This window comes from Geothrix terrae (assembly GCF_022808775.1).
GTDB lineage: Bacteria > Acidobacteriota > Holophagae > Holophagales > Holophagaceae > Geothrix > Geothrix terrae.
The window spans coordinates 25,463-45,667 of the sequence record NZ_JAKZLA010000010.1 but is presented as its reverse complement, the minus strand read 5'-3'; the positions used below and the strand labels follow the sequence as shown (position 1 = coordinate 45,667).

The window sequence follows — 20,205 nt, the reverse complement described above, 5'->3', positions numbered from 1 at the left end:
CCGGCATGGGCGGCATGGAAGACATGTATTGATCAGCCGCGACTTGCGGTTCGTGGAAAGGCCCCGCGGTTGCGGGGCCTTTTTGGTGATGCAGGGAGAGATGAGAGCTTGGAGGGCTTCTCCGACGATGGTGATTCGCTCCCTGTGGGGCCCCGCTTCGCAGGCTCCACTGGAGCCTGCTTCGCGACCCACATGGTCGCGACATGGAAGACATTGTAATAAGAGCCGTCAGCCATCAGCTGTCCGCTGTCCGAGAGACGCCCCGCGATTGCGGGGCGTCTCTCGTTTCAAGGTGAAATAAAGGGGACTTTGACGTCCCAAGAATACGTTGCGATGTGACAAAACCCCACCCGAAGGGGGGCTGAGGGCCGGAAAGGGAAAATCTGTCCCGATGGGGTGGGCTGGCGGGAACATCCGGAGGGCATAACCCGCGCCGTTCCTGGGAACTGCCTCGCAAAGTCGAGGCTTTTTTCTTATATGAGACAACATCGTCATTTTTAATTGCTACCAAGGGGTTGACTATGTTTCCGGCCGAATGGATGCTTCTTCCGAATCCCCGGGAATGTCTCCCGGGCACCTTGAAAAAGCAGGAGAACCCATGGGCATGGGCCTTCTCTTTGACGCGACGCGCTGCATCGGATGCGGCGCCTGCAGCTCCGCCTGCAAGGAGCAGAACAAGCTACCGGGGAAGGTAGAGGAGGTGTTGACGGCCTACACCTGGACCACGGTCCAGGAGCGGGAGGGCCTCAACGTGCGGCGCCTGTGCATGCACTGCGAAGTGCCCACCTGCGCCTCCGTCTGCCCCGTGGGCGCCCTGAAGAAGACGCCGGAAGGCCCCGTGGTCTACGATGCCGAGCGCTGCATGGGCTGCCGTTACTGCATGATGGCCTGCCCCTTCGAGATCCCGAAGTACCAGTGGGATCGGCCCGTGCCCGTGGTCGGCAAGTGCATCATGTGCGCGGGCCGCCTCAAGGAGGGCAAACCCACCGCCTGTGCGGAGGCCTGTCCGGCGGAGGCCACCATCTTCGGGAAGAAGGAGGATTTGATCTGGGAGGCCCGGACGCGCATCCGCCAGAAGCCCGGCGCCTACGTCGACCACATCTACGGGCTCACGGAGGCCGGCGGCACGTCGGTCCTGATGATCTCCAACGTGCCCTTCGACAAGCTGGGGCTGAAGTCCAACCTGCCCGGAGAGCCTCCGGCCATGAAGACCTGGCAGGTGCTGTCCAACATCCCGGACTTCGTCGCGGTATGGGCCGTCTTCCTCTACGGGGTGCACTGGATCACCGCCCGGCGGGAGGAGGTGGCGAAGGCCACGGCCAATGGAAACGGGAACGGCCGCGACGGGCAAGGCCACGGACGGGAGGACCGGTCATGAACACCACGCTCACCACGCCCGCCACGCTGGCCGGACGCCGCTTCCGGCCCGGCTTCTGGACCGCGGTATTCGTGATCCTCTTCCTCGCGTTCTGCGCCGTGTCCGTGATCCGCTATACCAAAGGGTTGGGCGCCGTCACCAATCTGAGCGACCAGTTCCCCTGGGGTCTCTGGATCGGCTTCGACCTCCTCTGCGGCGTGGGCCTGGCCGCCGGCGCATTCACCCTCACGGCGGTGGTCCATCTCTTCAACCTGCGCCGCTACGAGCCCATCGTCCGCCCCACCATCCTCACGGGCTTCCTGGGCTATGCGTTCGTGATCGTGGCGCTGCTGCTGGACTTGGGCCAGCCTTGGCGCATCTGGCATGCCATCGTCTACTGGAACACGCACTCGGTCATGTTCGAGGTGGCCTGGTGCGTGATGCTCTACACCACGGTGCTGGCGGTGGAGTTCTCCCCGGTGGTCTTCGAGTACTTCGGCTTCCACACGCCGGCGAAGTTCATCCACCAGCTCATCACACCCCTGGTCATCCTCGGCGTGATCCTCTCGACCCTCCACCAATCCTCGCTGGGCTCCCTCTACCTCATCGTCCCCAGCAAGCTGCACCCGCTCTGGTATTCACCGATGCTGCCGCTGCACTTCTACATTTCGGCCATCGGGGCGGGCATCGGCATGATCGTCCTGGAATCCTACCTCAGCAAGCGGGCCTTCCACCGCCACCTGGAGATGGATCTCCTGGAGCCCCTGGCCCGGGGCATGGTGGTGGCGCTCGGCATCTACGGCCTCATGCGGCTGCAGGGGATCGCCCGCAACCATGCGTTCGGGACGATCTTCGATCTCAGCTATGAAGGACGCATGTTCCTCGTCGAGTTCGCGCTGGGCGTGGTGCTGCCTGTGGTGCTGATGTCCTTCCGGAAGCTGCGCACGAATCCCGATTGGCTGGTGGCCGGCGCCTTCCTCGCGGTGCTCGGGTTCGTCATGAACCGCCTCAACGTGAGCATCACGGGCATGGAGGCGGCTTCCGGCACCCGCTACCTCCCCTCGGCCATGGAGATCACCGTCTCCCTCGGCCTCGTAGCCATCGGCATGGCGGTCTTCGCCTTCGCCGTCCGCACCTTCTCAGTCTTCCCCGAGGGTCCGGTCGCTGGCGCCAAGGAGCTCTCCAGGAGGAGCTAGCATGCGAACCCGAATCGGCACGCGGCTCGTCCTGGGCGCCGGCTTCGCGACCGCGGTGGTGATCGGAGGCATGGCCTTCGCCGTCCTCCGATCCCACACGGCCCAGCTCCTCGCCGAACGCACCCGCAGCGCCGACCAGCTCAGCGAGACCATCAAGAGCGCCACCCACTTCGACATGCTGGAGAATCGGCGAGAGAACCTGCACCGCCAGATCCGGGCGGTGGGCGACCTGCGTGGGGAGGGCATCCGGAAGGTGCGGGTGTTCAACAAGGAGGGTCGCATCATGTTCTCCTCGGCGGAGGAGGAGATCGGCACCAGCCTGGATATCCGCGGCGAGGCCTGCTACGCCTGCCACGCCGAGGGACGCCCCCTGGAGCGCCTCGGCATCCAGGCCCGGGCCCGCACCTTTCGCGCTCAGGATGGGACCCGCATCCTGGGGCTCATCAACCCCATCCCCAATGAACCGTCCTGCTCGACGGCGGCCTGCCATGCCCACAGCGAGAAGCAGAGCCTGCTGGGGGTCCTTGATGTGAACGTCTCCCTGGCCGAGGTGGACCGCGAGATCAGCCACAGCCGGACGCTGATGGTGGTCTCCGCCACCGTGGCCATCCTGGCGGGCGGACTGATCCTCTGGTTCCTCAACCGGAGCCTGGTGGTCAAGCCCGTGGCGGCCCTCGTGGCGGGCACCCGCCGGGTGGGCGAGGGGGACCTCGGCACCACCATCCCCGTGAGCGGCAACCACGAGCTGGGGGAACTGGCCGGCGCCTTCAACACCATGTCCCAGCGGCTGGCCGAGACCCAGCGGCAGCTGGCCCAGGCGGACAAGCTGGCCTCCGTGGGACGGCTGGCCGCTGGCGTGGCCCACGAGATCAACAATCCGCTGACGGGGGTGCTGAGCTACGCATCCCTGCTGCGCAAGCGGCTGGATGGCGACAAGGATTCCTGCGATGACCTGGATGTGATCGTGCGTGAGACCGTCCGGTGCCGCGGGATCATCCGCGGTTTGCTCGACTTCGCCCGACCCACGCCGCCTGCCCGCAAGCCCATGGACCTGAATGAGGTGGTGCGGCGGGCCGTGTCCGTGGTGATGACCCAGCTGTCCCTGAACCAGGTGGACCTGTCGCTGGACCTGGCTCCGCAGCTTCCCGTGGTCCACGCGGACGCGAATCAGATCCAGCAGGTGGCGGTGAATCTGTTGCTGAACGCCGGGGATGCCATCAACGGCGAGGGTGGCACCATCAAGCTCACCACGCGGGCCGGCACAGATGGCTCGGTGGAAATGCTCGTCCAGGACAACGGTCGTGGCATCCCGGCGGAAGACCTGCCGCGCATCTTCGAACCGTTCTACACGACCAAGGGGAGCCACGGCACGGGCCTGGGCCTCGCGGTGAGCTGGGGCATCGTGGAAGCCCACGGCGGAGCCCTGGAGGTCCACAGCGATCCCGGCCAGGGCACCTGCTTCACCCTCCGCATCCCCGCGTCCGCCGGCCCCGGCGAGGGCACCGGACCACTCCCCATTCCCACCACCACCTAGGAGGTTCCCATGACCGCCCTGCTGATCCTTTTCATGTTCGTCGCCTTCGTGGGCATCGACTTCCTGGTGCGCACGAGCCTCCGCCGCATGCGGGAGAAGCGTGAGCGTCAGGCTCGGGAAGCCGTGCTGAACACCGCCATCCACCTCGACTTCACCTACGAGGCCAAGAGCCTGAAGCGCGTGGAGGTCCCCAACCCCAAGGCCAGGATCCTGGCGGTGGATGACGAGGCGGTGGTGCTGGACTCCTTCCGGCGGATCCTGGTGCTCGAAGGCTTCAGCGTGGACACCGTCGAGCACGGTCCCGAGGCTCTGGGCCTGATCCAGCGTCACGACTACGACTTCCTCTTCACGGACCTCAAGATGCCGGATATGGATGGCGTGGATGTGGTGAAGGCGGCCAAGCATCTCCGGCCGGACCTGGATGTGGTGGTGATCACCGGCTATGGCAGCATCGACACCGCGGTGCAGACCCTCCAGTTCGGGGCTTGTGAATACGTCCAGAAGCCCTTCACCGCCGATGAGCTGGCCGAGTTCGCGAAGAAGATCCTCATCAAGCGCGAGGCCCGCATCGAGGCCCAGCGGCGCCCGAATGTGCGCGTGGTGGCCCCGGAGATGGCCGAGGTCCTGTCCGCCAGCGAGTTCTGCGTTCCCGGCGGCGCGTTCCTGTCCACAGGCCACGCCTGGGTGCGCATCGAGCCCGAGGGTCAGATCCGCGTGGGCATCGACGACTTCGTGCGGAAGGCCCTCGGCTCGGTGAAGGGCGTGGTGCTCCCGGAACGGGGGAAGAAGGTTCGGCAGGGCGACATCCTGTTCACCTTGAAGGGTGCCTCCGGCGAAGTCCACGTGATCGCGCCGCTCAGCGGTAGCGTCGAGCACCACAATGAGGGTCTCCTCTCCACGCCCTCCGACCTCATGCACAGTCCCTACGATCGCGGCTGGGTCTGCCTGATGACGCCCAGCGACCTGGCGGGCGAGCTGCCGGCCCTCAAGATCGGCCAGCCCGTCATCGACTGGTACCAGGATGAGATCACCCGCTTCCGCACGGCCGAGGAACCCCTGGCCGCCGGCACCCTGGACTGGTCCACCTTCGAGAAGCAGTTCCTGGGGCAGAGCGAACACGCCCGGGTCTGAGCCTCGGCCGTCTGTCGGGAGAGCGGGAGAGCTTCGGGGGCTTAGCCCTCGAAGCTCTCCTTCGCGTGGTAGCTGGACCGCACGAGTGGGGCGGACTCCACCCGCTGGAAGCCCATCTCCAGGCCCTTCTGGCGGTACAGGTCGAACTCGGCCGGTTCCACGAAGCGGTCCAGGGGCAGGTGCAGCTCCGAGGGCGGGAGGTACTGGCCGATGGTGGCGATGTCCACGCGGCTCTTCCGCCAGTCGGCCATCAGCTCGAGCACCTGGTCGGGCGTTTCGCCCAGGCCCACCATGATGCCGCTCTTCACCCGCATGGCCGGGGCGTGGACATCGCGCCACTCCGCCGTCCGGCGGAGCACCGTGAGGCTCTGGGCGTAGTCTGCGTCCGGCCGCACCCGCCGGTAGAGGTGGGGCACCGTCTCGACGTTGTGGTTCAGCACATCGGGCCGGGCCTCCAGCACCGCAAGCAGATCCGCCTCGCGGCCGCGGAAGTCGGGGATGAGCACCTCCACTCCGCAGTGGGGCGACAGGGTGCGGATCCACTGGATGGTGGCGGCGAAGTGTGCGGACCCCCCGTCCGGAAGGTCGTCGCGGTTCACGGAGGTGACCACCGCGAACTTCAGGCCCAGGCGGGCGACGGCTTCGGCCACGCGCTGGGGTTCCCCCGGGTCCAGCTCGCCCGGGCGGCCCTTGCCCACGTTGCAGAAGCCGCAGTGCCGGGTGCAGATGTCGCCCATGAGCATGAAGGTGGCCGTGCGGTGGACGCCCCAGCACTCGTGCAGGTTGGGGCAGCGGGCCTCCTCGCAGACCGTCACCAGCCGCTGTTCGCGGATGAGCCCCTCGACCTCCGCCACCACCTCCGGCGCTGGCACGCGGATCTTCAGCCAATCGGGACGGGGACCGGGGAGGACGGGAGGGCGAGCCATGGCCTTCCATTGTGGACGAATGGCCATGGATGGACACAGATGAACACGGATGGATTCAAATGGAACCAGCCATCTTCCTTTTATATCTGCGTTTATCTGTGTTCATCCGCAGCTGGAGATTGCCTTGCCAAGGGCCGGGAAAACACGGGATTCGGCTAGAATGAACCCATGTCCGACACCCCCCAGGAAATTCCCGAATCCGTGGCTGAAGGTGCGCCCGCGCCGGAGGCCTCGAAGACGTTCGAGCCACCCAAGGGCTTCGAGACGAAATTCCGCGGGCTGGCGCTCCATCTGTCGGCCTTCGAAGGGCCCCTGGACCTGCTTCTGCACCTCATCCACGAGCAGAAACTGGACATCCTGAATCTGCCCATGGCGGAGGTCACGCGGCAGTACATGGAATACCTCAAGCTCATGGAGGAGCTGAATCTGGAGATCGCGGCGGAGTTCGTGGCCATGGCGGCCCAGCTGCTGCAGATCAAGTCGCGGCTCATGCTGCCCCGTCCGCCCCAGGAATCGGGCGAAGAGGATCCCCGCGAGGCGCTGGTGCAGCGCCTGCTGGACTACCAGCAGGTGAAGGCCGCCGCCCTGGTCCTGTCGGATCGCGAGTCCGTCTGGCAGAAGGTGGCCTTCGCTCCGGGCCTGGACCTGGAAGACCACAAGCGCGTGGAGGACGAACCCATCCGGGCCACGCTGTTCGACCTGCTCGGCGCCTACCGCGAAGCCCTCAAGCGACTTCTTCCGCCGCCGCCGGTGGAGGTGCGGACCCAGCCCAAGACGCTGGAGCAGCGGGTGATGGAGGTGCTCCGTGACCTCCAGGATGGGCTGTGGAAGCCCTTCCAGGGCCTGCTGGGCCCGGCGCGGACCCGGGAGGAGCTGGTGCTGACCTTCCTGGCCCTGCTGGAGCTGGTGCGGACCGGCCGCATCTCCCTGGTCCAGGGTGAGGCGTTCGGGGAGATCCGCGTCAAGGCCTCCGAGGCCGCGTGACCGAGGCGCCCGAGCACCTCCGGGCGGCTTGCCGCCAAGCCAGCCTCGTCGGGCTGGCCCTCTGCCTGGGCACGCCCATCCTCGTCGGGGCCCTGATCCTGTCCGGCCTCTTACCCCCCGGAAGCCATCCGCCGGAGGGAACTTATCTCCAAGTGGGCCATCTCTTTACCGGCTTGGTCTTATTCTCCGCCGCCTGGGTGCTCTGGCGGCGCGGAGCCGTGCTGAAGGCCTTTCCCGGGGTCCCCGTCCCGCAGCAGGCCGGGGTGATCCTCCGCGAGACCCTGCTCTACGCGGCGCTGTTCGAGCTGAGCAGCCTCTACGGACTGGTGTACTGGCTGCTCGTGGGGGCCTACGCTCCGCGGCACGTGTTCGGCTTCATCGTGCTGTCCCCGCTCCTGTTCCTGGCCTTCGCCCCCCGGCTCCGCCACTGGGCGAAACCCCTGGAACCGGGTCCCGGGGGGGGCATGTGAGCCGCCTGGCATTATCCTGAGTGTCGCCAGTCGAGATCCAGGGGGGCCCCATGAGTGAACACGAGACGCGGCCAGGCCAGGAAGGCGCCCCGGACCAGACCCACAAGCTGGTCCTGCCTGTGACGTCCGATCCGGTCCAGCGAACGCAGAAGATCTCCATCCAGACCGGGACCTCCGGTCAGACGCAAACGCCGGGCGCCCCCGAAGGTGCTTCACGGCCGCGGACCTGGAAACTGCTCCTGGGCTTCGGCGGCATTCTCGCGCTGGGGGGAGCCGCGCTCCTGCTGTCCTCGCGGGGACCGGAGCTCGGAGTGCCCAAGCCCCAGGGCAGGGCCCCGGAGGCGGGAGCGCCGGACGCGATCCGGGCCTACCTGGATCAGGCCCAGGCCGGGGATGTCCACGCCATGCGGATGCTCGGCGTGATGTACTACTACGGTCTCAACGTTCCGCAGGACCGTGAGAAGGGCCTCCATTGGTACCGCCAGGCGGCGGAGAAAGGCAGCGACGCGGCCCGCGAGGATCTCTCCAGGCTCCAGATGGGGGCCGCGAAGTAGGCCTCAGAAGGTGACCACCACCTGCAGGCTGCCGCCCCAGAAGTGGTAGGTCGAGGCTTTCTCGCCCCAGGTGGCTTCCGCCTTCAGGGCCAGAGATGGGTTCAGCGGCCAGTGCCCCGAGAGGCTGGCGAGGCGCTCCTGGGGACGGGCGCCAAGAAGGGAGGTCGTGACGCCCGTCGTGCCGCCCATCATGGACGAGCCGGCGCCGCCATATCCGAACCGGCCTCCGTATCCGCTGCCGCCCGTGGTCATGGCCGTGGTCGTGGAGGCGAGACCGCCCCCGGAGGCGGTGCTTTCGATGATGCCCCGCCCCCAGGCCAGCCGCAGGTTGTGCCACACGGCGAGATCGTTTCCGCCGAACCTGAGGTTCATGATGCAGCCGTCATCGGAATCCCCGTAGGGTTCGTACTGGAGCCGCTGGTACCAGACGGAGGCGCTCCAGGACCGGTCCTGATAGCCGGGGCCCGCCTGGAACAGCCGGACCTCCTGGTCCCCGTCGAAGCGGCTGAGCGCGCCTGCGAGATCCACCTTCCATCCGTGGGTGACGTCCAGGTGGAGACCCACATCCACCCGGCCTCTCGGCAGGATGTCCGTGTTGGTGCCGCCGCTGACGCCCAGGTAGATCGAAGAGGCCTTGCCGATGAGCAGGTACTTGCCCACGGAGAAGAGCGTCCCCTTGCCCTCGGGCCGGTCGAACCCCACGGCTGCAAGCTGCCAGGGCCCGCCGCGGGTGGGGTAGATGGTGCCTTCGAGCGTCCAGCCCTTCCACCGGCCGTAGCCATCGGAGAACGCCTGATCGTACCCCCCGATGGCCACGCGCGTGAGGGTGGCGAGTTGGGGAAGGTCGAGGTCGAACGGATCCTCCTGAGCGGACAACCCCAGGCAGATCAGCGGGAGAAGGGCGAGGTGCTTCATCATCGGGGCTCCGGACGAGCTCAGATGCTATCGCCCGGACGGGCGCGCTTCCATGCCTCGATGCGCCCTGTGGCGGCCGGGCCCACCGCCTGCGCCAGGTCGGCCTCGCTGGCCTCCCGCACCCGGGCGGCGCTGCCGAAGGTCTGGAGCAGTTTCTTCGCCGTGGCGGGGCCGATGCCGGGGATCTGCGTGAGCTCGGTCTGGAGCGTGCGCTTGGCCCGCAGGGCCCGGTGGTAGGTGATGGCGAAGCGGTGGGCCTCGTCGCGGATGCGCTGGAGCAGCTGCAGCACGGGGGATGTCTTGGGGATGCGCAGGGGCTCGCTGGAGCCTGGCCGGAAGACCAGTTCCTCCTTCTTGGCCAAGCTGCCCAGCTCCAGCTGATCAATGCCCAGGTCCCTCAGGGCGGCCTCGGCCGCATGGAGCTGTCCCAGGCCGCCATCGATCAGCACCAGGTCGGGGAATTCCTGCCCCTCGTCCCGCATGCGCTTGTAACGGCGCGTGACGGCTTCGTGCATGTTGGCGAAGTCATCGTTCTGCTCGTTCGTCATCTTGAAGCGGCGGTAGCGGGCCTTGTCGGGCGCGCCCTCGCTGAACACCACGCAGCTGGCCACCACCTCGCGGCCCTGGCCGTGGCTGATGTCGAAGCACTCGATGCGCCGGGGCAGGTGGCTGAGGCCCAGGAAGGCCTGCAGGCCCTCCAGCACGGCCTCGTTGAGGCGGGCCGGCTCGAACTTGCGCTCCAGGGCCAGCCGCGCGTTCTCCTGGGCCATGGCCAGCAGGTCCACCTTCTCGCCCTTCTTCGGCACCTGGATCTGGGGCCGCGATCCGCGCATGCCGCCCAGCCAGTCCCGCAGCAGCTCGACGTCCTCCGGCTCCACCTCGGCCAGGATGCGGCCGGGCACGGGATCAGCGCTGTAGACGCGCTGGAGCACCTGGGCCAGCACTGCGCCGTCGAAGGCCTCGACCTCATTCAGCACGTATTCTTGGCGCCCCATCATGCGGCCATCCCGCAGCATGAGGCGGTGGACGCAGGCCCGGCCGTCCAGCACGGCGCTGCCGTACACGTCCAGGTCCTCCAGGTTGGGGCTGGCGGCTTTCTGCCGCGTGAACCAGGCATCCACCTGCTGGAGGGCGTCGCGGTGCTGGGCGGCCTGCTCGAAGGCCGCGGCCTCGGCGGCCTTCCACATGGCGGCTTCCAGGCGCGCCTTCAGCTCGTCGCGCTTGCCCTCCAGGAAGAGCCGCGCCTCCTTGGCCTGCTCCCGGTAGGCCTCCTGGCTCACGGCGGCGATGCAGGGGGCCGTGCAGCGGTGGAGCTGGTACTTCAGGCAGGCCCGGCCGCGCTTGCCGTCGATGTCGATGTCGCAGTCGCGGATCTGGAAGAAGCGGTACACCAGCTCCGCCGTGCGGTAGGCCGTGCTGGCGGGGAAGAAGGGGCCGTAGTAGAGGCCGCCGTCCTTCCGCACCTTGCGCGTGACGAAGACCTTCGGGAAGGCCTCCTTCCAGGTGAGCTTCACGTAGGGGTAGCTCTTGTCGTCCCGCAGCAGGATGTTGAAGGGCGGCAGATGCTCGTTGATGAGGTTGTTCTCCAGCACCAGGGCCTCGAGCTCCGTCTCGCAGACGATGAACTCCAGGTCCCAGATGCGGGCCACGAGCCGGCGCGTCTTGGCGTCCAGGTGCTTGTTCTGGAAATAGGACTTCACCCGGTTCCGCAGCACCTTGGCCTTGCCGATGTAGAGCAGGTTCCCCTTCTGGTCGCGGTAGAGGTAGCAACCCGGGCGCAGGGGCAGGTCCGACAGCTTGCGCTGGAGGGCGGGGGACTTGTCGAGGTTGTTCCGGATGGCGGCCACGACCCAGTGTAGCGACCGCCTGCCGGTCCTTGGCGGATCGGGGACAATGAAGGGATGCTGAACCTCGAGACCTTCCCCGTGGGCCCGCTGGGCTGCAACTGCTCCCTGCTGTGGGATCCGGACACGAGCCGGGGCGTGGTGGTGGACCCGGGCGGCGACGCGCCGAAGATCCGGAAGCGCGTGGAGGCCCTGGGTTTCCGGGTGACGGCCCTCCTGCACACCCACGCCCACTTCGACCACGTGGGCGCCACGAAGGAACTGCAGGACCTATGGCAGTGTCCCGCCCACCTGCACGGGGACGACACCTTTCTCATCGAGGCCCTGGCCCAGCAGACCGCGATGTTCGGCATGCCGGCCATCCCCCAGCCCGAGATGACGGGCCTGAACGCCGGGGACCGGCACATGGAGCTCGCCACCCTGCACACCCCGGGCCACACGCCGGGTTCCTGCTGCTTCCACGGCACCTTTGAGATGGGCCAAGTGCTGCTGGCCGGCGACACCCTCTTCCGCGGGGGGGTAGGCCGCACGGACCTCTGGGGCGGGAGCTGGGAGGCCCTGGAGCAGAGCATCCGCCGCGAGCTCTACGTCCTGGAGGGCGCCACGCTGGTGATCCCGGGGCATGGGCCCGCCACCACCCTCGGTGAGGAGGCGGAGAACAATCCTTTCGTTCGGAAATAAGCTATCGGCCGAACCGGAAGACGGCGCTCACGGCGAGCCAGCTGATCGAGTCCATGCCCAGGCCGTCGGCGCCGTTCTTCTCCACCGACACGCTGTTGAGATGGCCCTCGAGGCTGAAGACGCGCGAGAAGGTGTAGCCCCCGCCGATGCGGACGCCGATGCGGCCGGATTGGTTCGCCTCCACGTCCGGGAAGCCCGCGAGCTCGTAGGTGGCCTTCACCTTGTTCACGTTCAGGCCCACGAGGAAGTAGCCTCCCAGGGACGGCGAGGTGGCGTTGAAGACGTAGTCCGCTCCGAACTGGGCCACGCCGAACCGGTTCTGCTGCGTGCTCCCGAAGATCGTCTGCTCCTTGCTCGCGAACCCGTTCGCGTTGAGGACCAGGCGCATCTGATGGTGCTGGGTGAAGTTGAAGTCGATGTGCCCCCCGAAGTGGACACCGAGGCCCTCGTTGGCCCCGAGGTAGTAGCCCCCCTCCTTTTTGTCGGCGAAGTCGCCGACGGGGAAGCCGAGGCCCGCCTGAAGGCCCCCGTTCAGGGTGGTGGACTGCGCTGTCAGGCCGGTTCCAGCCGCAAACAGAAGTGCCAGGATCTTCGCGTTCATATGCCCTCCTGGAAGAAACCGCCCAAAGGATAGCTGAGAAGCGGGTTGTCTTTCCCGGCTTTCTCTGGTGGCATGATGGGCATCCCTCCGGAGGCCACTGATGCCAGATCTGTTCGCCACCTCGTTCGGCTGTTTCGGCCCGATCGCGCTCGTCCTGCTGATCTACTTCTTCGCCTGCCTCAAGGTGGTGAACGAGTACGAGCGGCTGGTGGTCTTCACCCTCGGCAAGGTGGAGGACAAACCCAAGGGGCCCGGCCTCTGCTTCGTGTGGCGGCCCTTCCAGACAGCCGTGACCGTGAGCCTGCGCACCGTCGTGATGGACGTCCCCAGCCAGGACATCATCACCCGTGACAACGTGAGCCTGAAGGTGAGCGCCGTCGTCTACTTCAAGGTGCTGGATCCCAAGGCGGCCATCGTGGGTGTGGAGAACTACTACTACGCCACCAGCCAGATGGCCCAGACCACGCTGCGCAGCATCCTGGGCGAGGTCACGCTGGACGAACTGCTGGCGGACCGGGAGAAGCTGAGCCAGCGCCTGCGGGAGATCATCGACCGCTCCACCGAACCCTGGGGCATCGAGGTCACCAGCGTGGAACTGAAGAGCGTGGACCTGCCCGAGCAGATCCAGCGGGCCATGGGCAAGCAGGCCGAGGCGGAGCGCGAGAAGCGGGCGAAGATCATCGCCGCGGAAGGCGAGCTGATGGCCAGTCAGCAGCTGCTGGAGGCCGCCAACAAGATCAGCGAGAACCCCACGGCTATCCAGATGCGCTACCTGCAGACCCTGGCGGAGATCGCCACGGAGAAGAACAGCACCATCGTCTTCCCGCTGCCCATGGAGTTCATGAAGGCCTTCGAGAAGTTCACGAAGTAAGGACCTGACCATCCACGAGAACGGCATCGAACGCGGGCTCTGCCCGCGTTCGATGCGGGGGTTCCAGGGGGGGCGCAGAGGCCGCTCGCCGACTCAGCGTCAATGGTTCCCCGAGGTTGAGTGCGACCGGGCGGTCCCCCCTGGAGGAACACTAGCCTTCCAGCCCCGCCAGGCTGCGGCCTCCGCCTTCGCCATGGCGGAGGCCGCGCCGTTCCGGCCGCCGTAGACCTCGGCGTCCACCCGGCCCGCGAGCTCCAGCAGGGTGCCGGCGCGCTCGGGCCGCAGGGTGGCGAGCCGCAGCAGCCACGCCCTAGCCGTCTCGCCGGCCAGGGGGGCGGCCACGCGCCGGGTCCGGGCCAGCAGGGGGCGCAGGGCCCGGACGGCCCCCGGGCCCGCTGGCGTGGGCCGCCAGAACCGTCGTGTCCGCCAGGCGATCCAGGCGGCGGCCGCCAGGGCGAGGCCCCAGGACAGGCGGGCGGACGGCGCCTTCCAGCGCCACTCCCACCCCTGGATCCGCGCCTGGATCCAGGAGAGGCCTGCCACCTGGTCCTGGTCCGAGAAGCGCACCACATGGCGGTCCCACTCGTAGCGCAGCGTGTCGAGCCAGCGCGAGAGAAAGCCAAGGCTGGGCTGGCTTTCCCGGGGATCCAGGCCCGCGGCGGCCGGTGTGGGATCCGCCACCTGCCAGCGGCCCTGATCCCAGTACTCCACCCAGCTGTGGGCCTGGTCCTGGCTCACGCGGAAGTAGCCGCCCTCGGGAATCCAGGGGCCCAGGCGGAAGCCGTTCACCACCCGGGCGGGCACGCCCCGGGCCCGCAGCATCAGGGCCATGGCCGAGGCGAAGTACTCGCAGTGGCCGGCCTGGGTGCGGTCCAGGAAATCCTCCAGAGGATTCGCGGCCCGGCCGGAGGGGTTGTCGAGCGTATAGCGGAATCCGCGCAGGGACCGCTCCAGGGTCCGGGCCAGCTCCGGTGTGGGCAGGATGCCCGGCGCCAGGCGCAGGCTCCAGCGCCGGGCGGCCTCATGTTCGGGCCCCAGCTCAAGCAGGTGCTCAAGCCGCCGGGAGGACAGCGCGGCCTCCGCCGGACCGGCGTCCCCAGGGATCCAGGTCACCTCCAGGGGCATGGGGCTGGTCCGGGGGAACCGCCAGCGGATGCTGCCCCCTCCGCCGCGGCGCAGGGGCATGTCGGGAGCCAGACCCGTGGTTCCGTAGGGCAGGGTGAGGATGCCCTGGGCGCTGGGATAGAACAGGAACTCCGCCCGTCCGGCGCCGGCTCCACCCTGCGGGCCCCTCCCACCGGCGGGTGTCTGGTCCCAGACGCTCCAGCGCGGGCCCTGGACCGTCTCCAGCGCCAGGCCGCGCAACAGATCCAATCCCGGCACGGTCGCCGGGTCCGTGCCCGAAGGCGGAGCGATGCGCAGGACCACCTCGGGATTGGGTTCGATGGGGCCACCGCCGGCCAGGTCCACCTGGTCCCCGAAACCCGCCCGGCCCGCGGCTGACGCGGTTCCCATGAACGCCGCGGGGCGGAACCCGGCCTGGAGGCGGGGTAGGATGAGGAAGAAGGTGGCGCCGATCAGCAGGGTGGCGCCGATCCAGCCGGGGATGCGGGCATAGGGCGGCGGGGAAAGCACACCGCGGCGCAGGCTGGCGGAGCCTTCCCAGCTCTGCTGGAGCAGCGCCGCCGCGGCGGATCCAAGCCAAAGCAGGGCCCAGGCCAGGAACACCAGATCCGTGGTGCTGACGGCCGTGGTGAGGAAGAGCAGGAAGCCCATGAGCACCAGCTGGCGGCGTTGCGGCAAGGCCCTGGGCAGGACCAGCCTCATGCCCGCCAGCACGAACAGGGTGTGGATGGCCACCGGGAAGATGCCCCGGCCCCGGGCGAGATCGGCCAGGAAGAAGACCAGGGCGCCAGCCTCCAGCCAGCGGTGGTGCCGGCCCAGATCCCAGCGCAGGGCCTCCACCACGGCCGCCGCCACCAGGGGAAGGGCCATGACTGCCAGTTCGCCGGGCTCGTAGATGTCCGTGGACACGGCCGCGCCGAAGGCCACCCAGAGAGGCAGGTGGTCGATCCAGCGGGCGAGCCTCACGGCCAGACCCAGCTTCCGAGCACCACGGGCCGCGCGGCGCCGGTCACCTCCGGCAGGTTCCCGGGCAGGCCCAGGGCGCTGGCCGCGCCGAGCAGGGCCCAGCTCGCGGCCTCCCGGGCGCCCGGGGGGAAGGCCGCGTCATCTTCGAGGGGCAGCGGCAGGCGGGAGGCCAGCTCCGCGCGCAGGCGACCGTGCAGGGCCCCGCCACCGCTCACCAGGCCGCGGGCACCGGCCGCCAGGGGTTTGAGACGCGCCGCCTCCCGCGCCACGGCCTCGGCGCTGAACGCCGCGAGGGTGGCCAGGCGATCCTCGAGAGGAAGTCCCTCCAGTCCTCCGGCCTCCGCCTCGAGCCAGGCCTCGCCGAAGACTTCCCGACCGGTGGATTTGGGAGGCGCCCCTTGGAAGTGCGGATGGGACAGCCATCGTTCCAGCAGGTCGGGATGCGCCTCTCCGGTGGCCGAGGCGCCTCCGGGGTCGAAGGCCAGGCCGAGCCAGCGGCGGGCGGCGAGGTCCAGGAGTGACATGCCCGGACCCGTGTCCCAGGCGCGGAGCCGATGGCCGTCCCAGTAGGCCAGGTTCGCGATGCCGCCCAGGTTCAGGGCCAGCCAGGGTTCCGGGCCCCGCAGCCAGCGCTCGGGCAGGGGCACCAGCGGAGCGCCCTGGCCGCCCAGGGCCATGTCGCGGCGGCGAAGGTCCCACACCACAGGGCAACCCAGGGCCTCGACCAGCACGTAGGGGTCCGCCAGCTGGAGGGTGGCGCCCTCCGCAGGCCGGTGCTGGACGGTCTGGCCGTGGAGCGAAGCCAGGTCGGGCTCCAGGCCCAGGGTCGCGCAGAGCTCCGCCGCGGCGCGGGCGTGGTGGTCCCCCAGGCGCCGCTGGAGGATGCAAAGTTCCGCGGGGGCCAGCCGGTTCGACGCGGCCGCGAGGACCGCCTCCTTCATGGCCTCGGGATAGGGCGCCGGATGATGGCCCAGCAGCGCCAGGAAGGGCCGCCCGGCTTCGAAGCCCCCGGGGTCCACTTCCACCGCCACCACATCCACGCCGTCGGCGCTGGTGCCGGACATGAGGCCCAGCACGCGCCAGGGGCGGTCCTCCGGGAGCGGGATGCGGGAACGCATGGTGCTGATCATGCCAGCAAGTACCGCCTTGGGGTTTCGGGGTACCCTTGAGGTTCCCCAGGGGTTCCCATGTTCTGGATCATCCTCATCATCGGCATCGTGCTCTTCTTCGTCCTCCGCGGGAAGAAGGACCGTCCCGAGCAGCTTGGCGCCTCCCGCCGCGCCCTCCCGACCGCGCCGCTGGAACCCCACACCTTTCCATGCCCTTATCCCAAGTGCCCCGCCTGCGGCGCCACGGGCGACAAGATGGTCCAGGAATGGGATGGTCTCCGGGCCGTGAAGTGGACCTGCGGCTACTGCGGCGCCCTGGCCGGCGTGCAGACCCTCAAGGACGAGGAGCTGCCGCCCTCCGCGCGACGGCGCCTGGGTCTGGATGCGCCCCTGCAGGGAGCGGCTCCCATGCAGCAGGGCGGCTATGGCCAGCCGGGCGGCGGCATGGGCGGCCTGCTCACCGGCATGATGATCGGGAGCATGATGGGTGGCGGAAATCACCACCACGACGGGCAGAGCGGCGATGACGGCTGGGGGGGCGGCGGCGCTTCCGGCGGCGGCTCCAGCGACTGGGGCGAGTCCAGCGGCGGCGATTGGGGCGATTCCGGTGGCGGAAGCGACTGGGGCGGCGGGGATTCCGGCGGCGACTCTGGCGGGGACTGGTAAGACGGAACTCGATGATCCGATACAGGAATCCGAGCGGTCGGGTCGGCTGATCTTGTCTTGGTTCAGCTAGATACCCGTGCCGACACAAATGATGATCTTTGTATCATTAATAGACGGCCTGGAAATTTTACTTGATGTAGACATTCAAATGTCCATGATGAAGCCACTTCTCTTTTGAACCTGGCCATCCGATGGTGGCCATTCCTTTTGGAGCGGCCATGGCCAGCCGTCGCATGCGCTATCTGACCCTGCTTCTAGCCTCCGGAGCCATCCTCTCGGCCCAAACCACGGGGTCCCTGCAGGGGCGCGTGGTGGATCCGAAGGGACGTCCAGTCGTCGGCGCCACCGTGTCCGTCAGCGGGGCGGGGATCCAGGGTGGCCGCTCCACCACCACGGATGAGTCCGGCACCTATCGCATCGGCCTGCTTCCGCCTGGGCTCTGCACCATCACCGCCACCAAGGAGGGCCTGAACGCCGCGAAGGCGCAAATCCAGGTCGGCCTGGACCGCACCGCCACGGTCGATCTGACTCTGAAATCCATCGCGACGGCGACCGTGGAAGTGACGGACGCCAATGCAACCGTGGACCTGAAGGCCACCACCGCCGGCAGCAACTACACCAGCGAGGCCATCCTGAAGCTGCCTACCACCCGCGATTTCGCCAATGTCGCACTCCTTGCGCCCGGTGTGTCCCAGGACAACGCGGGCTTCAAGGTCTATGGCTCCTCCGGTGCCGAGAACAACTTCGTGGTGGACGGCATCAATACCACCAACGTGGAGTTCGGGACCCAGGGCAAGAAGATCCCCCAGGAGTTCGTGCAGGAATTCCAGGTCAAGACCGGCGGGTACGAGGCGGAATACGGCAAGGCCACCGGCGGCATCATCAACGTCATCACCAAGTCGGGTGGCAACGAATTCTCGGGGGACGTGTTCGCCTATTCCGAGGGCCGGGCCTTCAAGAGCGGGAACCGGCACACGGACGATGCCAACCTCCGCCAGAAGCCCCTCCTCCTGGAGAACCGCACCTCGGAATTCGGTTTCGACGTCGGCGGCCCGATCATCAAGGACAAGCTCTGGTTCTTCGCCGCCTATGACCGGCGCACCAACTCGCAGGAATCCCAGGTGCGGGTGCCGGGCCCCGACTTGGGTCTGAAGGCCCCCACGGATTCCACCCGCGACCTGTACGCGCTGAAGCTCACCTGGCGACTTGCCGAGAACCAGACCCTCATCGCCTCACTCCTCGGCGATCCCGAGAAGGTCACGGGGGCCGTGAAGGATCCTCAGGGACCCTCCACCACCTGGGATGGTGAGCACAAGATCGGCGGCACAGACCTGAGCCTGCGCTATGAGCTGACCGGCCAGTCCTGGTTCGTGCAGCTCCAGGCCAGCCAGCACGAGGAGAAGAATTCCGTCCTGCCCACGGGCGCCGGGGCCACGCTCATCCAGACCGTGGACAACACCACCCAGCGGAACAGCGGGGGGTTTGGCCGCTACGACGACAAGGACTTCACCCGCACCAACGTCTCGGGTTCACTCACCTGGTACCTCGGGCCGCACGAGCTCAAGGGCGGGTTCGACCTCCAGACCGATAAGGCCACCATCCACCGCGGGTATTCGGGCGGCCAGCAGGTCACGGACTACGGCAACGGCACTTATTCCCACTACTACTGGACCATCGCCGGCGCGGACGTGAACAACGCCCCCAGCATCATCTTCAACGCCTCTCCGAAGCACGAGAGCGCGGGCTACTTCGTCCAGGACAAGTGGTCCGCCACCCCGGCCCTCACCTTCAACTTGGGCGTCCGCCTCGACACCACCAAGATCAAGGACCAGCATGGGGCCACCAAGATCGATCTGAAGGACCAGTGGGCCCCCCGCCTTGGCGTCATCTGGGACTGGGCCGGGAAGGGGCAGGACAAGGTGTACATGAGCCTGTCGCGCTTCTACGAGCAGGTGCCCCTCGATCTCGTCATCCGCTCCTTCAGCGACGAGAGCAATCCCACCATCTTCAACTTCAGCCCCACCAGCCTGGTCCCGGATCCCGCCGCGGGCACCAGCTCCATCGTCGGGTCGTACATCGAGCCCGTGGATCCCGATCTCAAGGGTCAGTACTCGGATGAACTCATCCTGGGGGCCGAGACGACCGTGGCCTCCAACTATGTTCTCGGCGCCAAGTACATCCGGCGCTACGTGGGCCGGGCCATCGAGGATTCCCTCGACGTGAACAGCCCCCTGGGCGACTACTTCATCATGAATCCCGGAACCAGCCAGACCGGCAAGCAGTACCCCCGGGCCACCCGCGACTACAAGGGCGTGGAAGTCAGTGTGCAGAGGAAATACGCGGACCACTACACGTGGCAGGCCTCGTACCTCTGGAGCAAGCTGGACGGCAACTACGAAGGCGCCTACCAGGGGGTCGGTGGACCGGACGGAACCGGGCAGCTTGATCCGAACATCAACTCGGCCTTCGACGAGCCCGCCTTCATGGTCAACAGCGAGGGGCGGCTCAGCGGCGACCGCACCCATCAGGTCAAGGCGAACGGCTACTACGAGTGGGACTTCGGCCTCAGCCTCGGCGCCTCGTTCACCTACGCCACAGGGACTCCGATCAACCGCCTCGGCTTTGCGGACCAGGTGCAGCCCTTCCCCTACACCCGGTACGAGCTCTTCCTCACGCCCCGGGGCTCCGAAGGGCGCACCGCGGACACCAGCCGCCTGGACCTGAACCTGGGCTACACCTTCAAGGTCGTCGCCAAACAGCAGGTCCGGCTCTCGCTCGACGTCACCAATGTGCTCAACAGCCAGAGCGCCACGGCGGTGGACCAGCGGTACAACTTCAGCGGCCTCGACGTGGGCCAGACGAACCCCTACTTCAAGGCTCCCACCACCTTCCAGGCGCCGCGCTCGGTCCGTTTCGGCGTCCGCTACAGCTTCTGATCCAGATAGGGGCCCCACGGGAAGCGGCTCCAGCAGGGGCCGCTTCCCTGTTGGTCACAGCACCCTGGGGACGACGAAGTGCCCCAGGTCCTGTTGGGGTGCGTTGGCCAGGGCCTGGGCCTGCGTGAAGGTGTCCCACGGTTCGTCCTCGCGGCGGGGCAGGGGGCGGGCCAGGGCCTGGAACATCGGTTCCACGTCATCCAGCGGAAGGTCATCCAGGCTGGCCGCATGGGTGAGCATGCGGGCCATGGCCAGCCGCATGGGCTCGATCTCCTCCTCCCGCAGGCTCAGGTGGGCCAGGGCGGCGCAGCGCAGCACATCCTCGCGGGTGACGTCCAT

At 67.8% G+C, this 20,205-nt stretch carries 18 protein-coding genes; 11 read left to right on the top strand and 7 right to left on the bottom strand.

The window, feature by feature from the left end:
* The first annotated feature begins 598 nt into the window (after positions 1-598).
* The 4 genes from MLE42_RS15840 to MLE42_RS15825 are packed head-to-tail and all read left to right on the top strand — an operon-like array spanning position 599 to position 5,218.
* Complete coding sequence (locus MLE42_RS15840; RefSeq protein ID WP_243288819.1) at positions 599-1,378, top strand: 4Fe-4S dicluster domain-containing protein; 780 nt, start codon at positions 599-601, stop codon at positions 1,376-1,378.
* Positions 1,375-2,553 (top strand): NrfD/PsrC family molybdoenzyme membrane anchor subunit, encoded by a 1,179-nt coding sequence (gene nrfD / locus MLE42_RS15835; RefSeq protein ID WP_243288818.1) that lies wholly within the window; start codon positions 1,375-1,377, stop codon positions 2,551-2,553. Before MLE42_RS15840 ends, nrfD begins: the two co-directional genes overlap by 4 nt.
* Position 2,554: 1 nt before the next feature.
* Entirely contained in the window at positions 2,555-4,087 is a 1,533-nt protein-coding gene (locus MLE42_RS15830; protein ID WP_243288817.1) for a sensor histidine kinase, read from the top strand.
* A gap of 9 nt (positions 4,088-4,096) precedes the next feature.
* A complete protein-coding gene (locus MLE42_RS15825; RefSeq protein ID WP_243288816.1) occupies positions 4,097-5,218 on the top strand; it encodes a response regulator in 1,122 nt (373 codons plus the stop codon).
* A 41-nt stretch (positions 5,219-5,259) separates the two neighbouring features.
* On the opposite strand, the gene lipA is transcribed toward MLE42_RS15825, so the two are convergent.
* Entirely contained in the window at positions 5,260-6,144 is an 885-nt protein-coding gene (lipA, locus tag MLE42_RS15820; RefSeq protein WP_243288815.1) for a lipoyl synthase, read from the bottom strand.
* Positions 6,145-6,312: 168 nt separating this feature from the next.
* Between lipA and MLE42_RS15815 the strand changes: the two genes are divergently transcribed.
* From MLE42_RS15815 to MLE42_RS15805, 3 genes are read left to right on the top strand one after another with little or no spacing between them, the layout of a single operon-like run.
* The gene (locus tag MLE42_RS15815; protein ID WP_243288814.1) at positions 6,313-7,128 is read left to right on the top strand and encodes a segregation and condensation protein A; all 816 of its coding nucleotides are present in this window, start codon (positions 6,313-6,315) and stop codon (positions 7,126-7,128) included.
* On the top strand, positions 7,125-7,598 hold the full coding sequence (locus tag MLE42_RS15810; protein ID WP_243288813.1) for a hypothetical protein: 474 nt from the start codon (positions 7,125-7,127) through the stop codon (positions 7,596-7,598). The genes MLE42_RS15815 and MLE42_RS15810 overlap by 4 nt, the downstream gene beginning before the upstream one ends.
* 50 nt (positions 7,599-7,648) lie before the next feature.
* On the top strand, positions 7,649-8,152 hold the full coding sequence (locus MLE42_RS15805; protein WP_243288812.1) for a tetratricopeptide repeat protein: 504 nt from the start codon (positions 7,649-7,651) through the stop codon (positions 8,150-8,152).
* Between the two features lie 3 nt (positions 8,153-8,155).
* On the opposite strand, the gene MLE42_RS15800 is transcribed toward MLE42_RS15805, so the two are convergent.
* The gene (locus MLE42_RS15800) at positions 8,156-9,070 is read right to left on the bottom strand and encodes a YaiO family outer membrane beta-barrel protein (RefSeq protein ID WP_243288811.1); all 915 of its coding nucleotides are present in this window, start codon (positions 9,068-9,070) and stop codon (positions 8,156-8,158) included.
* Positions 9,071-9,087: 17 nt separating this feature from the next.
* Positions 9,088-10,914: an excinuclease ABC subunit UvrC gene (gene uvrC / locus MLE42_RS15795; RefSeq protein ID WP_243288810.1), complete on the bottom strand. Its 1,827-nt coding sequence runs from the start codon at positions 10,912-10,914 to the stop codon at positions 9,088-9,090.
* A gap of 54 nt (positions 10,915-10,968) precedes the next feature.
* Between uvrC and MLE42_RS15790 the strand changes: the two genes are divergently transcribed.
* Positions 10,969-11,592: an MBL fold metallo-hydrolase gene (locus tag MLE42_RS15790; RefSeq protein WP_243288809.1), complete on the top strand. Its 624-nt coding sequence runs from the start codon at positions 10,969-10,971 to the stop codon at positions 11,590-11,592.
* A gap of 1 nt (position 11,593) precedes the next feature.
* On the opposite strand, the gene MLE42_RS15785 is transcribed toward MLE42_RS15790, so the two are convergent.
* Positions 11,594-12,193 (bottom strand): hypothetical protein, encoded by a 600-nt coding sequence (locus tag MLE42_RS15785; RefSeq protein ID WP_243288808.1) that lies wholly within the window; start codon positions 12,191-12,193, stop codon positions 11,594-11,596.
* 100 nt (positions 12,194-12,293) lie between these two features.
* Here MLE42_RS15785 and MLE42_RS15780 point away from each other — a divergent pair, with 100 nt between their 5' ends.
* The gene (locus MLE42_RS15780) at positions 12,294-13,064 is read left to right on the top strand and encodes a slipin family protein (RefSeq protein ID WP_243288807.1); all 771 of its coding nucleotides are present in this window, start codon (positions 12,294-12,296) and stop codon (positions 13,062-13,064) included.
* Between the two features lie 99 nt (positions 13,065-13,163).
* Here the strand turns inward: MLE42_RS15780 and MLE42_RS15775 are convergent, their stop codons facing one another.
* Positions 13,164-15,155, bottom strand: coding sequence for a transglutaminase TgpA family protein (locus tag MLE42_RS15775; RefSeq protein WP_243288806.1), 1,992 nt, complete (start codon positions 15,153-15,155; stop codon positions 13,164-13,166).
* Positions 15,152-16,273: an anhydro-N-acetylmuramic acid kinase gene (locus MLE42_RS15770; RefSeq protein ID WP_243288805.1), complete on the bottom strand. Its 1,122-nt coding sequence runs from the start codon at positions 16,271-16,273 to the stop codon at positions 15,152-15,154. The genes MLE42_RS15775 and MLE42_RS15770 overlap by 4 nt, the downstream gene beginning before the upstream one ends.
* Before the next feature lie 69 nt (positions 16,274-16,342).
* Here MLE42_RS15770 and MLE42_RS15765 point away from each other — a divergent pair, with 69 nt between their 5' ends.
* Positions 16,343-16,930, top strand: a complete 588-nt coding sequence (locus MLE42_RS15765) for a hypothetical protein (RefSeq protein WP_243288804.1) — start codon at positions 16,343-16,345, stop codon at positions 16,928-16,930.
* 218 nt (positions 16,931-17,148) lie between these two features.
* Positions 17,149-19,866, top strand: coding sequence for a TonB-dependent receptor (locus MLE42_RS15760; RefSeq protein ID WP_243288803.1), 2,718 nt, complete (start codon positions 17,149-17,151; stop codon positions 19,864-19,866).
* Between the two features lie 54 nt (positions 19,867-19,920).
* Here MLE42_RS15760 and gatC read toward each other — a convergent pair whose 3' ends face one another.
* Positions 19,921-20,205 carry an Asp-tRNA(Asn)/Glu-tRNA(Gln) amidotransferase subunit GatC gene (gene gatC, locus MLE42_RS15755; RefSeq protein WP_243288802.1) on the bottom strand — a complete coding sequence of 95 codons (285 nt, stop codon included), beginning with the start codon at positions 20,203-20,205 and terminating at the stop codon, positions 19,921-19,923.